We start from the raw sequence: 13,735 nt of genomic DNA, 5'->3' as shown, positions 1-13,735 counted from the left end.
CTCAGTCCTCCAGGTTGTCGCCGAAGTGGTCCCAGCCCTTGCTGGTCCAGGGCGCCCCGTCCACCGTCACCTGCGGCAAGGCCGAGGGGTTGAGTACCTCACCGATGACCTTCCAGCGGGCGGGCAGCTTCACGTCCGGCGGGAACGTCGCCACGATCGCGTGGTCCTCGCCGCCGTTGAGCACCCACTGCAGCGGGTCGACGCCGACGGCCTGGCCGATGTCGTTCATCTGGGAGGGCACGTCGACGTCTCCGGAGCGGATGTCGATGCGCACCTTGCTCGACTCGGCGATGTGGCCGAGGTCGGCGATCAGGCCGTCGCTCACGTCCGTCATCGAGGTGGCGCCGAGTCCCGCGGCCGCGGGGCCCGCGTGGTACGGCGGTTCGGGCCTGCGGTGGGCCTCCACGAAGGCGCGGGGCGAGCGGAAGCCGCGCGAGAGCACCGCGTGCCCGGCTGCGGACCAGCCCAACCAGCCGGTGACGGCGACGACATCGCCGGGCTGAGCGCCCGCGCGGGTGACCGGCTCGTGGTTGCGCAGATCGCCGAGCGCGGTGATCGCGACGGTGATCGTGTCACCCCGTACGACATCGCCGCCCACGACGGCCGCTCCCGCGACCTGGCATTCGTCCCGCAGGCCGTCCATGAGCTCCGTGGGCCAGCTGGCGGGGAGTTCGGCGGGCACGACAAGGCCGAGCAGGAGCGCGGTCGGTACGGCGCCCATGGCGGCGATGTCCGCGAGGTTCTGCGCGGCGGCCTTGCGGCCCACGTCATACGCGGTCGACCAGTCGCGGCGGAAGTGCCGCCCCTCCAGGAGGATGTCGGTGCTCGCCACGACCCTGCGGTCGGGAGCCGACACGACGGCGGCGTCGTCGCCAGGACCGAGCCGGACGGCCGGGGTGGAGGTGAGCCGGGATGTGAGTTCCCTGATGAGCCCGAACTCCCCCAACTCGCCGACGGTTCCCTTCACCGGGACTCACCATGCCCTTTCACGCTGCTCGGCTTGCGGTCGCGAGCCGTCACTGTCATAGGTACGGTCGATATGACCGTCAACTTCTGTTGCCCGTCCACCGCGATGTGCGCGCCACAGGTCCCCCGGGTCTCCCCGCGAGAAGCGGCGACGCGGTACCGTGGCGTCCCTTCTCCCCACATGATCCTCGTGGCCGCCCTGGAGGTTCCGTGGTACAGGCGTACATCCTGATCCAAACAGAGGTCGGCAAAGCGTCGACCGTCGCCGAGCTGATCGGCAAGATCCCAGGAGTGATCCAGGCCGAGGACGTGACCGGACCCTACGATGTCATCGTGCGCGCCCAGGCGGACACGGTCGACGAACTCGGCCGCATGGTGGTCGCCAAGGTCCAGCAAGTGGACGGCATCACCCGGACCCTGACCTGCCCCGTCGTGCACTTGTAGCCCCCGTCTACCCTTGGCCGGTGAAGATTTCCCGTCGCCGGCGCCGCTGCCTCGTCTCAGCTCCCGCCCTCGCACTGCTGATCGCGTCCGCGGGCTGCTCCTCAGCAGACGAAGCGATGAAGGCTGCGGTTCCCACCCCGGACAGCAAGGTCACCGAACTGTGCCGGAACCTGGACAAGCGGCTGCCGAAGAAGGTGGACGGTCTTGGGCGCGTTGATCCCGAGCCGAAGTCCGAGCTGACCGCCGGGTGGGGAGACCCGGCGATCATACTGCGCTGCGGTGTCGCCAAACCGCCGAAGATGAACGACCCCGAGGCGGACGGCGTGACGGCTGACGGCGTCAACTGGCTGATCGAGGAGCAGGACGACGGTTCGTTCCGCTTCACCACCACGCTGCGCAAGGCGTACGTGGAGATCACGCTGCCCAAGGAGCGCGCGGGGGACGGCGTGAGCCCGCTGACGGACTTCGCCGCCCCCGTCAAGAAGACCATCCCCAAGGGGATCGCGTAGGGCCCCTGGGGGCTAGCGCAGGCCGGTCGACCGGTTGAGGGCAGCCTGGATGAGGCGGTCCACGAGCTCGGAGTAGCCGACGCCGCTCGCTTCCCACATCTTCGGGTACATCGAGATGGGCGTGAAGCCCGGCATCGTGTTGATCTCGTTGATCACGAACCCGTCCTCGGTGAGGAAGAAGTCCGCGCGCACCAGGCCCTCGCAGGACGTGGCCTCGAAGGCGTCGACCGCGAGCCGCTGGATCTCGGCGGTCTGCTCGGGCGTCAGCGGGGCGGGCACGATCCCGGGCGTCGAGTCGATGTACTTCGCCTCGAAGTCGTAGTAGTCGTGCGACTGCACCGGCGGGATCTCGGCGGGCACGCTCGCGCGCGGTCCGTCCTCGAACTCCAGGACCCCGCACTCGATCTCGCGACCGCGCAGGAGCGACTCGACGAGGATCTTGGGGTCGTGGCTGCGGGCTTCGTCGATCGCCTCGTCGAGGCCTTCGAAGGAGTCGACCTTCGTGATGCCCATCGAGGAGCCCCCGCGCGCGGGCTTGATGAACAGCGGCCAACCGTGGTCGCCGGCGAACTCCGCGATCTTCTTGCGGGCGCCCTCCTGGTCGCGGTCCCACTCGCGCGGGCGGATCACCAGGTACGGGCCGACTGGAAGGCCGAAGGAGGTGAAGACCCGCTTCATGTACTCCTTGTCCTGGCCGACGGCCGACGCGAGCACTCCGGCGCCCACGTAGGGCACTCCGGAGAGCTCCAGGAGTCCCTGGAGGGTGCCGTCCTCGCCGTACGGACCGTGCAGCATCGGGAAGACGACGTCGACCTCGCCGAGCGCCTTGGGCACGGAGCCGGGCTCGCTGTAGACGACCTCGCGGTTGCCCGGGTCCAGCGGCATCACGACGCCGCCGTCGGCCGACTCGGCGAGCGCGTCGACGTTGGGCACCTGCCGGTCGGTGATCGCCATGCGGTCGGGATCGTCGGCGGTCAGGGCCCAGCGGCCGTCCGTCGTGATGCCGATGGGCAGGACGTCGTACTTGGTGCGGTCGATGGCACGCAGTACGGCGCCCGCCGTGACGACCGAGATGCCGTGCTCCGAGCTGCGGCCGCCGAACACGACGGCCACACGCGGCTTGCGGAGCGGCAGCTCAGAGCTCTGCTCGGGGCGCGGCTCGGGGCTCTGGGGGAGGTTCTCGCTGCTCATATCGGCTTGAGGGTACCCGTTGGCCCGGAGAGAGTCAGCGGCGCTCGGGCTTGGCACTGCGCGACATCAGCTCCTTGAGAGCGACCACCGGCGGCGTGCCCTCGTGCACGATGCCCACGACCGTCTCGGTGATGGGCATGTCGACGCCGTGCCTGCGGGCCAGATCGAGCACCGACTCACAGGACTTGACGCCCTCGGCGGTCTGCTTGGTGACCGCGATGGTCTCCTCCAGCGTCATGCCCTTGCCGAGGTTCGTACCGAAGGTGTGGTTGCGCGACAGCGGCGACGAGCAGGTGGCCACCAGGTCGCCCAGGCCCGCGAGTCCGGAGAACGTCAGCGGGTCGGCGCCCATCGCCAGGCCCAGGCGGGTGGTCTCGGCCAGGCCGCGGGTGATGAGCGAGCCCTTGGCGTTGTCGCCGAGGCCCATGCCGTCCGCGATGCCGACGGCGAGACCGATGACGTTCTTGACGGCGCCGCCCAGTTCGCAGCCGACGACGTCCGTGTTCGTGTATGGGCGGAAGTACGGGGTGTGGCAGGCGGTCTGGAGGCGCTGCGCGATCGATTCGTCGCGGCAGGCGACCACGGCGGCCGCGGGCTGCCTGGCGGCGATCTCGCGGGCGAGGTTGGGTCCTGTGACGACGGCGATCCGGTCGGCGGCGACCTTCGTGACGTCCTCGATGACCTCGCTCATCCGCATCGCGGAGCCCAGTTCGACGCCCTTCATGAGGGAGACGAGCACGGTGTCGGTGGCGAGCAGCGGCGCCCACTCGGCGAGGTTGCCGCGCAGCGTCTGCGAGGGCACCGCGAGCACGGTGAAGTCGGCGCCTGCCGCGGCCTCGGCCGGGTCGGTGGTCGCCCTGAGGTTCTCCGGGAGTTCGACACCGGGGAGGTAGTCCGGGTTGCTGTGCGAGGAGTTGACGGCGTCGGCGAGCTCGGCGCGACGGCCCCACAGGGTGACGTCGCACCCGGCGTCGGCGAGCACCATGCCGAAGGCGGTACCCCAAGAGCCCGTTCCGAAGACGGCGGCCTTCACCGGGTTCGTCACTTGCTGTCCTCCGTGGTGTTCTCGGGGCTGATCTCGGGGGTGGCCTCGGGGACGCTCCGGCCGCTCCGGTCCGCGGCCTTGCGGCGTTGCGCGAGCCGCGCCTTGCGCGGGTCGTAGGGGGTGTCGGGGGCCTTCTCCTGCCGGATCTCCTCCAGGAGTTCGGTGATCGCGGCCATGATGGCCTCGGTCATCTCCCGCAGGACCTCGGGGGTGGGTTCCTTGTCGTAGAAACGCGAGAGGTCGACCGGCTCGCCCGCGAGCACCTGGAGCTTCTTGCGCGGGAAGAGGCTGAGCTTCTTGCTGTACGGGGGAAGCGCGAGGTTGGCGCCCCACTGCGCGACGGGTACCACCGGGCACTTGGTCCGCAGGGCGACCCGCGCGGCACCGGACTTGGCCGTCATCGGCCACATCTCGGGGTCCCTGGTGAGGGTGCCCTCGGGGTAGAACGCCACGCACTCGCCGCGCTCGATCGCGTCGACCGCTGCACGGAAGGCGTCGAGCGCGTTCGTGGTCTCGCGGTAGACCGGGATCTGGCCGGTGCCCTTCATGACCTTGCCGACGAACCCGTCCTTGAAAAGGCCGTCCTTTGCCAGGAAACGAGGCACTCGTCCGGTGTTGTACTGAAAATGCGCGTACGAGAGCGGGTCGATATACGAGTTGTGATTCACCGCGGTGATGAATCCACCGTCGGCCGGAATGTGTTCCATTCCTCGCCAGTCCCGCTTGAAGAAAACCACCAGAGGCGGTTTGGCGATGACTGCCGCCAGGCGGTACCAGAAGCCGATTCTGCGGCGGGACACTCGGACACCTTCCTCCATGAACCTGGTCGGCCGCACAAGTGTCGCCCCAGGCTGCCTGTCTGTCGAGAACACCGTACGCCCGCCCCAGGAACCCGGCCCCGGTAGTGCCCCGCCCAGCAGGTCACAATGGGCGCGACGCGAAGGACGGAGCCGCCACCCGTGCAGTGGACTTTGGTGATACCCCTGAAACCGCTGGAGCGCGCCAAGAGCAGGCTCACCGCCACCACCGGCGACACCCTGCGCCCCGGCCTCGCCCTCGCCTTCGCACAGGACACCGTGGCCGCCGCGGCGGCCTGTCCTTCCGTACGGGATGTGGTGGTCGTCACGGACGACGGCCTCGCCGGGCGTGAGCTGGCGGTACTGGGTGCCCGGATCGTGCGTGACGAGCCCGCCGGCGGCCTCAACGCGGCCCTGGCGCACGGAGCGGCGGCCGTGCGCGCGGGGAGGCCCGAAACGGCCGTCGCGGCGCTGAATGCCGATCTCCCCGCGCTGCGCCCCCTGGAATTGTCCCGGGTACTCGACAGCGCGGCCCGATTTCCCCGTTCTTTCCTCTCGGATGCCGCAGGAATCGGTACGACACTGCTCTGCGCGGCTCCCGGCATGGAATTGCGCCCGGCATTCGGCGCGGCGTCCCGTTCCCGGCACGCGGCCTCCGGGGCGGTGGAACTTCCGCTCACCGACGTCGATTCCGTACGCCAGGACGTGGACACCGGCGACGACCTGCGGGCCGCGCTCGCGCTGGGCGTCGGGCCGCGTACGGCGACGGCTGCCGCGAGGCTCCTGATCGCCGACTGAGATTGCCGACCGAGATCGCCGACTGAGATCGCCGACTGAGTACGCTTCCCCCATGCAGGCGACCGCGTACACGTACGACTCCGAGACCCGCAGCGGCAGCGTGCTGCTCGACGACGGCACTCCGGTGCCCTTCGACACCCCCGCGTTCGACGCGGGCGGCCTGCGGCTTCTCAGGCCCGGCCAGCGGGTGCGGATCGAGGTCGAGGGAGAGGGCGAGGGGCGCCGCGTCACGCTGGTGACGCTGCAGACGTTCTGAGCCCGGCGCTCCTTTGGGCCCCGTACACGCCGCGGGCCGGGCTCCCAGTTGGGAGCCCGGCCCGGCGCGTGAGTGCCCTCGTGCCCTTACTTCTTGCGGGCGGTCGCCTTCTTGGCGGTGGTCTTGCGCGCCGTCGACTTCTTGGCAGGCGCCTTCTTGGCGGTGGCCTTCTTGGCCGGCGCGGTCTTCTTGGCGGTGGCCTTCTTCGCCGGCGTGGCCTTCTTCGCCGTCGTCTTCTTGGCCGTGGCCTTCTTGGCCGTCGCCGCCTTCTTGGCGGTGGTCTTCTTGGCGGTCGCCTTCTTCGCCGTCGCCGTCGTCTTCTTGGCGGTGGCCTTCTTGGCGGTGGCGGCCTTCTTCGCGGTCGCCTTCTTGGCGGTGGCCTTCTTGGCCGCTGCCTTCTTCACGGTCGCCGAAGCACCGCCGCCCGAAAGGCTGCCCTTGGGCGCCTTCTTGACCGCGACGTCGTTCTTCGGGAGCTTCTTCGAGCCGCTCACCAGGTCCTTGAAGCCCTGTCCGGCGCGGAAGCGCGGAACCGAGGTCTTCTTGACCCGAACGCGCTCCCCGGTCTGCGGGTTGCGGGCGTAACGGGCCGGACGGTCAACCTTCTCGAACGAGCCGAACCCGGTGACCGAAACACGGTCTCCGCTGACCACGGCACGGACGACTGCGTCCAGAACCGCGTCCACGGCGTCGGCGGCCTGCTGACGGCCACCCACCTTGTCGGCAATCGCTTCTACGAGCTGCGCCTTGTTCACGTCTTCCCCTTCGGAGACCTCGCCCGAGCGTATTCGCCAGGCTTTTTCGCACGTTAGGCAGATATATACCGCAAATCAAACACGAAACGGGCTAATCACCCTTGTGCCGCAACGAACTCGACTGTCCATGAGTTCCTCGAAGGTTCCTCGAAGGGCCGTTTGAGCCTTGTAGCTCAGGTGTCTTCGGGGAATCGGCCCTCGTCAGCTTCCTCGATGGCCGCCATCAATCGCTCCAGACGCCTTGCCGCATCGGCGAGATCGTGTTTGGCCGCGGCCGTAATGACCAGCAGCTTCCGGGTCAGCGCCATCCGTACGCCCTCCGGGACTTGCAGTGCACGCACCCTTGAGTGCGCTTCCTTCAGTTGGTCCGCAACAAGCCCGTAGAGCTCGAGTTGGCTGTCACGTTCCATGCACCGATTGTGCCATCTGGGGCGAGTTGTCGCCTCCGCAGGGGGTAACTACCCACATCCGGCGCCCTTCTGAGGGTACCCGGTCGGACCGAGTACAAGGGGATTTCAAGCCTCTTCTGCCGTCCGAATCAAGGGAGTTGAGACCACCCGATCAGGTCACCACGCAGCTCAAAGGGGGCAAACACAGATGTACCCCCAACCGTCCACGATTGGGGGTACACCAGGGTGTTGCGGGGGTGTCAGACCTGCACCGTCCGCGGCTTGTACGAGGGTCGCCCCGACTCGTACGCGGCGATGTCCGGCTCGTTCTGGAGCGTGATGCTGATGTCGTCCAGGCCGTTCAGGAGACGCCAGCGGGCGTTCTCGTCGAGCTCGAAGTCGGCGGTGACGCCCTCGGCGCGGACTTGGCGATCCTGCAGGTCAACGGTGATTTCGGCCTGCGGGTCGTTCTCGGTCAGCTCCCAGAGCGTGTCCACGACCTTCTGGTCGAGTACGACGGTGAGCAGGCCGTTCTTCAGCGAGTTGCCGCGGAAGATGTCGGCGAAGCGCGAGGAGATGACGGCCTTGAAGCCGAAGTTCTGCAGCGCCCACACGGCGTGCTCGCGCGAGGAGCCCGTACCGAAGTCGGGTCCCGCGACCAGCACCGTGGCGCCCTGGCGTTCGGGCCTGTTCAGGACGAACTCGCCGTCCTTGCGCCAGGCCTCGAAGAGCCCGTCCTCAAATCCGTCCCTGGTGACCTTCTTCAGCCAGTGGGCGGGGATGATCTGGTCGGTATCGACGTTGCTGCGGCGCAGCGGAACGGCCCGGCCGGTGTGCGTGGTGAATGCTTCCATGGCTCTCAGACTCCGGCTGTCACAGGGGCGTCAGGGGCGTCGGTCAGGTCGGCGGGCGAGGCCAGGTGGCCCGTCACCGCGGTGGCGGCGGCGACCTGGGGCGACACCAGATGGGTGCGACCGCCCTTGCCCTGCCTGCCCTCGAAGTTGCGGTTGGAGGTCGACGCGGAGCGCTCGCCGGGCGCCAGTTGGTCGGGGTTCATGCCCAGGCACATCGAGCAGCCCGCGTGCCGCCATTCGGCGCCGGCGGCGACGAAGACCTTGTCCAGGCCCTCCGCGACGGCTTCCAGAGCGACCCGGACCGAGCCGGGGACGACCAGCATCCGTACGCCGTCGGCGACTTTGCGCCCCTCGACGATGGAGGCGGCCGCACGCAGGTCCTCGATACGGCCGTTGGTGCACGAACCTACGAAGACGGTGTCGACCTTGATGTCGCGCAGCGCCTGCCCCGCGGTCAACCCCATGTATTCCAGGGCCTTTTCGGCGGCGTACCGCTCCGACGCGTCTTCGTACGAAGCAGGATCGGGGACCTGTGCCGAGAGCGGCGCGCCCTGGCCCGGGTTGGTGCCCCAGGTGACGAACGGCGCGAGTTCGGTGGCGTCGATGTAGACCTCGGCGTCGAAGACCGCGTCCTCGTCCGTCTTCAGGGTCTTCCAGTAAGCGACCGCCGCGTCCCACTCCTCGCCCTTCGGGGCGTGGTCGCGGCCCTCGATGTAGTCGAAGGTGGTCTTGTCGGGGGCGATCATGCCCGCGCGGGCACCGGCCTCGATCGACATGTTGCAGATGGTCATGCGGGCTTCCATCGAGAGTTTCTCGATGGCGGAGCCGCGGTACTCCAGGACGTAGCCCTGGCCGCCGCCGGTGCCGATCTTGGCGATGATGGCGAGGATCAGGTCCTTGGCCGTGACGTCGTCGGGCAGTTCGCCGTCGACGGTGATGGCCATGGTCTTCGGCGGGGCCATCGGCAGCGTCTGGGTCGCCAGGACGTGCTCGACCTGGGAGGTGCCGATACCGAACGCCAGCGCGCCGAAGGCGCCGTGCGTGGAGGTGTGGGAGTCGCCGCAGACCACGGTGGTGCCGGGCTGGGTCAGGCCGAGCTGCGGGCCGACCACGTGGACGACGCCCTGCTCGACGTCGCCCAGCGAGTGCAGACGTACGCCGAACTCGGCGCAGTTCTTGCGCAGCGTCTCCAACTGCGCCCGCGAGACCGGGTCCGCGATGGGCTTGTCGATGTCGAGGGTCGGGGTGTTGTGATCCTCGGTCGCGATGGTGAGGTCGAGCCGCCGCACCGGCCGGCCGGCCTGACGGAGGCCGTCGAAGGCCTGCGGGCTCGTCACCTCGTGCAGCAGGTGCAGATCGATGAAGAGGAGGTCGGGCTCGCCTTCGGCGCGCCGGACGACGTGGTCGTCCCAGACCTTCTCCGCGAGTGTCCTACCCATCGCTTTCCCTCCGACCGGCTGTGTTGTGCCGGCCCAACTAGAGAATTGTTCGTCCACGCCCGTACCCCTCGTGCCGTGCGTGGACCGCTTTCCGTTGGTCCGCGGATCGCACGTCCCAGGGTGACGTGTTCCATCGAAAATTGAACTTGCGTTTCACAGAGTGAGACGCGAGTATCGACGCATGGACAACTCTAGCGGCGTCGGCGTTCTCGACAAGGCGGCTCTCGTCTTGAGCGCCCTGGAGTCCGGTCCGGCCACCCTCGCGGGGCTGGTCGCGGCCACCGGACTCGCACGACCCACGGCACATCGCCTCGCCGTGGCACTGGAACACCACCGGATGGTGGCGCGCGACATGCAGGGCCGTTTCATTCTCGGCCCGCGGCTCGCGGAACTCGCGGCGGCGGCGGGCGAGGACCGCCTGCTCGCCACGGCTGGCCCGGTCCTCACGCACCTGCGTGACGTGACGGGCGAGAGCGCTCAGCTCTATCGCCGTCAGGGCGACATGCGCATCTGCGTGGCCGCGGCCGAGCGCCTCTCGGGCCTGCGGGACACGGTCCCGGTGGGCTCGACGCTCACGATGAAGGCGGGCTCGTCCGCGCAGATCCTGATGGCCTGGGAGGAGCCGGAGCGCCTGCACCGCGGTCTCCAGGGCGCCCGCTTCACGGCCACCGCCCTTTCGGGCGTACGCCGCCGTGGCTGGGCCCAGTCGATCGGCGAGCGGGAGCCGGGCGTCGCGTCCGTCTCCGCCCCCGTGCGCGGGCCCTCGAACCGCGTGGTCGCCGCCGTCTCGGTCTCCGGGCCGATCGAGCGCCTGACCCGCCACCCGGGCCGGATGCACGCGCAGGCCATCATCGACGCCGCGGGGCGCCTGTCCGAGGCCTTGCGCCGCACGGGCTGACCACTTCCCCGCTCAGAGACAGCACACAGAACGCCCGAGGGGCCGCCTCAACGCCGCGGCGGCCCCCGGGCGTTTTTCCTGTCCGTACTCAGGCGGCCTTGAGGCGATCGCCGGCCCTGTCTCCGCGGCGGCCGACCGGGACGACACCGATGGCCTGACCCAGGCCGAACTCCGGCATGTTCACGTACACGGCCTCATGGGCGCCGGCCGGCACGACGTACGTCTCGTGCCAGAAGCCGACCTTCCCCTTGCCTTCCCGCATCCGCCGGTTGAAGGCGGCCCAGGCGGGCCGGTGCTCCTTGCCCTGGGCGGACGCGTAGGCGAGGAGCTTCTCCGAGGAATCCCAGTACTGCACGACGTAGATCACCCGCAGCCCGCCGAACAGCAGCCGGTAGCCCAGCATGCCGCTCTCCCGGTCCTTGGACAGCTCCTTGAGCATCCGCGGCATCGCCAGGAAGACGGGCCACCAGCTGCGCACGGCACGGAAGTTGTTGATGCGCATCCCGATATGGAAGACGGTGACACCGCCCTGCGCGTCGGCGGTCATGCGCCCTTCGATCGGCTTGGTGCTCACGATGGTTCCCCCTTCAGAGAGCGTTGGATAGCTTCACTATCCATGATTGGATAGTGCCACTCCCCAAGCGATTACGCAAGAGGGATCCGCAAGAGGCAATGAGCAAGATGCAAGAGGAGAAGTGAGCCGATGAGACTGGCGGAGCTCAGCACGCGCAGCGGGGTCTCGACGGCCACGATCAAGTACTACCTGCGCGAGGGCCTGCTCCCGCCGGGCCGCCGCGTGAGCGCGACGCAGGCCGAGTACGACGAGAAGCACCTGCAGCGGCTGCGCCTCGTGAGGGCGCTCATCCAGGTGGGCCGGGTGCCGATCGCGTCCGCCAGGGAGGTGCTCACCGCCCTGGAGGACGAATCCCTGGATCACAACTCCCGCCTGGGCGTGGCGGTCTGGGCCCTCCCCCACGGTCCCGAGCCCACCGCCGAAGATCCGGCGACGGAGACGGCACGCCACACGGTGGACGCACTGCTGGAGCGGCTCGACTGGCGGTACGGCCAGGGCTACGGGCCCGATTCACCGGCGTACGGAATGCTCGTGACCGCGGTCGCGACGCTCGCCCGGCTCGGATACCCGTGCACCGTCGACGACTTGGCGCCCTACGCGCGCTCGGCCGGTCAACTGGCCGTCACCGACCTGGACTTGGTGGAGCGCTACGAGGCACCCGACGAGCAGCTGGAGGCGGCGGTCGCCCTCACCGTGCTGTACGAGCCGGTCCTGCTGAGCCTGCGCAGGCTCGCCCAGGCCGAGGAGTCCAACCGGCGCTACGGGCAAGGGGATTGACCCGTGGCGGGAACGACGAAGGGGCCCTCCCTGACGGGAAGGCCCCTTGTCCATTCGCGTACCCCCGACCGGATTCGAACCGGCGCTACCGCCTTGAGAGGGCGGCGTGCTAGGCCGCTACACAACGGGGGCTAGCTTGTCCTGCTGCACTGCTTTGTCCTGCTGTACTGCGCTGGGCTACCAGGACTCGAACCTAGAACAACGGAACCAGAAACCGTCGTGTTGCCAATTACACCATAGCCCACTGTGGTCTAGACCAGCTAGACCTGCGTACCCCCGACCGGATTCGAACCGGCGCTACCGCCTTGAGAGGGCGGCGTGCTAGGCCGCTACACAACGGGGGCCCTAGCGATCCTGCATCGGTAGCAGTGGGTGCGACCCTGACTGCTTCCATGGGAAGGATCTGTACCCCCGACCGGATTCGAACCGGCGCTACTGCCTTGAGAGGGCAGCGTGCTAGGCCGCTACACAACGGGGGCGTTGCAGATAAGCTCTGCGAGCTGGCCTACCAGGACTCGAACCTAGACTAACGGAACCAGAAACCGTCGTGCTGCCAATTACACCATAGGCCATCGATACGCAACCCCCTGTGGGAGTTTTGCTCGACTTGCGCTTCCTGTTCGGACCTTTCGGCCTTCTCGGGCGGCGCAGGAAGAACATTACCCGAAGGTGGACGGCGCTCCAAAACGGGTATCGGCGCGGAGCAGCGGCGGCAGCTCGGTGAGGCGCGTGATGCGGTGCACGCCCGACGGGCCTTCCTGGGCCGCGCTGTTGCGGTCGAGCCAGATCCCGAGAAGACCCGCGTCACGGGCGCCTCGCGCGTCGATCTCCGGCTGGTCCCCCACGTAGGCCACCTCGCCGGGCGCGAGGCCCATCGCCCCGCACACCGCGAGGAAGGCCTCGGCCGCCGGCTTGGAGACGCCGAGTTCGGCGGCGCACAGGACGGACTCGAAGCGGTCACGCACACCGAGGACGCGCAGCTTGCGGTCCTGGACGGTCAGGGCGGAGTTGGAGAGGACCGCGTGGCGGTAGTCGTCGGCGAGGGCGTCGAGGACGGGGACGGTGTCGGGGAAGAGGGTCCAGGCGGATTCGTAATGTGTGAGGTAACGCTCGAACCAGGCGTCCGCCTCCTGGTCGGTCAGGACGGCGTCCAGGAAGTCGCGCACGCGGTCGCGGCGCTGGGCCTGGAACTCGATCCCCCCGGCACTGAAGCGAGCCCAGTGGCGCTCGGTGACCTCTTTCCACAGGGCCAGGGCACGCTCGGCGGTCTCGTACCGCTCAAGGAGACCCTCGGCGGTGAGGTGGGCGTGGATGCCGGCGGTGTCGGCGTGCGCGTAATCGAAGATCGTGTCATCGATGTCCCAGACCACGGCTTTGATCGGCATGGGCTCAGCCTAGGCGCCCACGGATTTCGCAGGAGGCCGGACGTGGAGCCGCTCTGCTGATACTTTCCCCCGAGTAAACGTTCGAATCGCGTGAACTACTTGTGTGGGGAGCACTGTTGTCTGTTCTGCGTAAGCGTTTCATGTCTGTTGCCGGTGTCGCTGCGGCCGCTTCCGCCGCGGTGGTCTTCGCGGCCGGGCCTGCGGCGGCCGAAGTCTTCGACGTCAACACCCGTGCATCCGGTTCCTACCTTGCTTTCGCCGGATCGATGAATTTCCAGAGCGTCGGCGAGCACATCAGCACCTGCGACAACTCCTCGGACGGCGCCGGCGTGATCGGGTACTGGAAGGTTGGCAGCGGAGGCACCGTCCACCCGCTCTATGCCGGTGGGGGCCGGGGTACCTGCGAAAGGGTCAACGCCAGCGCAAGCGAGTCGTCCTACGTGTACTTGAAGGTCTGCATCCGTAACAACGGGAATGTGATCGAGGGCACGTGCAGCGCCTGGGACTACTTCTACGCCGGCGCCTAAGGGCAGGAGACACAGAGCAGAGCGACGGGGGGGGGGGGCCGGTAGGGGGGCCGGCCCCCCGCGAGTGCGGGGGGGGGTAGGGCCCCGGAGCCCCGGGCGGGTGGAGTGGGGGGGATTGGGTGTCACAGTCC

At 68.6% G+C, this 13,735-nt stretch carries 17 protein-coding genes and 5 tRNA genes; 7 read left to right on the top strand and 15 right to left on the bottom strand.

Annotated features, from left to right (window positions below):
* Position 1: 1 nt before the first annotated feature.
* A complete protein-coding gene (locus tag ACWGI2_RS35545; RefSeq protein ID WP_453400973.1) occupies positions 2-967 on the bottom strand; it encodes a thiamine-phosphate kinase in 966 nt (321 codons plus the stop codon).
* Positions 968-1,176: 209 nt separating this feature from the next.
* On the opposite strand from ACWGI2_RS35545, the gene ACWGI2_RS35540 reads away from it, so the two are divergent.
* Complete coding sequence (locus tag ACWGI2_RS35540; RefSeq protein WP_016642988.1) at positions 1,177-1,410, top strand: Lrp/AsnC family transcriptional regulator; 234 nt, start codon at positions 1,177-1,179, stop codon at positions 1,408-1,410.
* A 26-nt stretch (positions 1,411-1,436) separates the two neighbouring features.
* Positions 1,437-1,919 (top strand): DUF3515 domain-containing protein, encoded by a 483-nt coding sequence (locus ACWGI2_RS35535; protein ID WP_453700121.1) that lies wholly within the window; start codon positions 1,437-1,439, stop codon positions 1,917-1,919.
* Between the two features lie 12 nt (positions 1,920-1,931).
* Here ACWGI2_RS35535 and ACWGI2_RS35530 read toward each other — a convergent pair whose 3' ends face one another.
* Genes ACWGI2_RS35530 through ACWGI2_RS35520 form a run of 3 tightly spaced genes read right to left on the bottom strand, consistent with a single transcriptional unit; the run spans position 1,932 to position 4,955 of the window.
* Positions 1,932-3,110 carry a D-alanine--D-alanine ligase family protein gene (locus ACWGI2_RS35530; RefSeq protein ID WP_453400974.1) on the bottom strand — a complete coding sequence of 393 codons (1,179 nt, stop codon included), beginning with the start codon at positions 3,108-3,110 and terminating at the stop codon, positions 1,932-1,934.
* A 34-nt stretch (positions 3,111-3,144) separates the two neighbouring features.
* Complete coding sequence (locus ACWGI2_RS35525) at positions 3,145-4,155, bottom strand: NAD(P)H-dependent glycerol-3-phosphate dehydrogenase (protein ID WP_453699962.1); 1,011 nt, start codon at positions 4,153-4,155, stop codon at positions 3,145-3,147.
* Positions 4,152-4,955 carry a lysophospholipid acyltransferase family protein gene (locus tag ACWGI2_RS35520; protein ID WP_453699961.1) on the bottom strand — a complete coding sequence of 268 codons (804 nt, stop codon included), beginning with the start codon at positions 4,953-4,955 and terminating at the stop codon, positions 4,152-4,154. Before ACWGI2_RS35520 ends, ACWGI2_RS35525 begins: the two co-directional genes overlap by 4 nt.
* Positions 4,956-5,114: 159 nt before the next feature.
* On the opposite strand from ACWGI2_RS35520, the gene cofC reads away from it, so the two are divergent.
* Positions 5,115-5,750, top strand: coding sequence for a 2-phospho-L-lactate guanylyltransferase (gene cofC / locus ACWGI2_RS35515; protein WP_453699960.1), 636 nt, complete (start codon positions 5,115-5,117; stop codon positions 5,748-5,750).
* A gap of 52 nt (positions 5,751-5,802) precedes the next feature.
* Positions 5,803-6,006, top strand: coding sequence for a hypothetical protein (locus ACWGI2_RS35510; protein WP_453400977.1), 204 nt, complete (start codon positions 5,803-5,805; stop codon positions 6,004-6,006).
* 86 nt (positions 6,007-6,092) lie between these two features.
* Here ACWGI2_RS35510 and ACWGI2_RS35505 read toward each other — a convergent pair whose 3' ends face one another.
* The 4 genes from ACWGI2_RS35505 to leuC form a co-directional block, all read right to left on the bottom strand.
* Positions 6,093-6,761, bottom strand: a complete 669-nt coding sequence (locus ACWGI2_RS35505; RefSeq protein WP_160507420.1) for an HU family DNA-binding protein — start codon at positions 6,759-6,761, stop codon at positions 6,093-6,095.
* Between the two features lie 173 nt (positions 6,762-6,934).
* Positions 6,935-7,171, bottom strand: coding sequence for an SCO5555 family protein (locus tag ACWGI2_RS35500; protein WP_160507419.1), 237 nt, complete (start codon positions 7,169-7,171; stop codon positions 6,935-6,937).
* Positions 7,172-7,410: 239 nt separating this feature from the next.
* The gene (gene leuD, locus ACWGI2_RS35495; protein WP_453699958.1) at positions 7,411-8,004 is read right to left on the bottom strand and encodes a 3-isopropylmalate dehydratase small subunit; all 594 of its coding nucleotides are present in this window, start codon (positions 8,002-8,004) and stop codon (positions 7,411-7,413) included.
* A 5-nt stretch (positions 8,005-8,009) separates the two neighbouring features.
* Positions 8,010-9,443 carry a 3-isopropylmalate dehydratase large subunit gene (leuC, locus tag ACWGI2_RS35490; RefSeq protein WP_453400979.1) on the bottom strand — a complete coding sequence of 478 codons (1,434 nt, stop codon included), beginning with the start codon at positions 9,441-9,443 and terminating at the stop codon, positions 8,010-8,012.
* 181 nt (positions 9,444-9,624) lie between these two features.
* Here leuC and ndgR point away from each other — a divergent pair, with 181 nt between their 5' ends.
* Positions 9,625-10,341: an IclR family transcriptional regulator NdgR gene (gene ndgR, locus ACWGI2_RS35485; protein WP_053137572.1), complete on the top strand. Its 717-nt coding sequence runs from the start codon at positions 9,625-9,627 to the stop codon at positions 10,339-10,341.
* Between the two features lie 88 nt (positions 10,342-10,429).
* Here the strand turns inward: ndgR and ACWGI2_RS35480 are convergent, their stop codons facing one another.
* Entirely contained in the window at positions 10,430-10,888 is a 459-nt protein-coding gene (locus ACWGI2_RS35480) for a DUF4188 domain-containing protein (RefSeq protein ID WP_453401006.1), read from the bottom strand.
* Positions 10,889-11,044: 156 nt separating this feature from the next.
* Between ACWGI2_RS35480 and ACWGI2_RS35475 the strand changes: the two genes are divergently transcribed.
* Positions 11,045-11,692: a MerR family transcriptional regulator gene (locus ACWGI2_RS35475; RefSeq protein WP_453699957.1), complete on the top strand. Its 648-nt coding sequence runs from the start codon at positions 11,045-11,047 to the stop codon at positions 11,690-11,692.
* Between the two features lie 59 nt (positions 11,693-11,751).
* Here the strand turns inward: ACWGI2_RS35475 and ACWGI2_RS35470 are convergent.
* The 6 genes from ACWGI2_RS35470 to ACWGI2_RS35445 form a co-directional block, all read right to left on the bottom strand.
* A tRNA-Glu gene (locus ACWGI2_RS35470) sits at positions 11,752-11,824 on the bottom strand.
* Positions 11,825-11,864: 40 nt separating this feature from the next.
* Positions 11,865-11,936 (bottom strand) — tRNA-Gln (locus ACWGI2_RS35465).
* 27 nt (positions 11,937-11,963) lie between these two features.
* Positions 11,964-12,036 (bottom strand) — tRNA-Glu (locus ACWGI2_RS35460).
* Positions 12,037-12,098: 62 nt separating this feature from the next.
* Positions 12,099-12,171 (bottom strand) — tRNA-Glu (locus ACWGI2_RS35455).
* 21 nt (positions 12,172-12,192) lie between these two features.
* Positions 12,193-12,264 (bottom strand) — tRNA-Gln (locus ACWGI2_RS35450).
* An 87-nt stretch (positions 12,265-12,351) separates the two neighbouring features.
* A complete protein-coding gene (locus tag ACWGI2_RS35445) occupies positions 12,352-13,077 on the bottom strand; it encodes an HAD family hydrolase (protein ID WP_453699956.1) in 726 nt (241 codons plus the stop codon).
* Positions 13,078-13,193: 116 nt separating this feature from the next.
* On the opposite strand from ACWGI2_RS35445, the gene ACWGI2_RS35440 reads away from it, so the two are divergent.
* Positions 13,194-13,604, top strand: a complete 411-nt coding sequence (locus ACWGI2_RS35440; protein WP_453400982.1) for a hypothetical protein — start codon at positions 13,194-13,196, stop codon at positions 13,602-13,604.
* Positions 13,605-13,735: the final 131 nt, after the last annotated feature.

The organism is Streptomyces sp. NPDC054866 (genome assembly GCF_053610745.1).
This window is presented reverse-complemented; position numbering and strand designations above follow the sequence as displayed.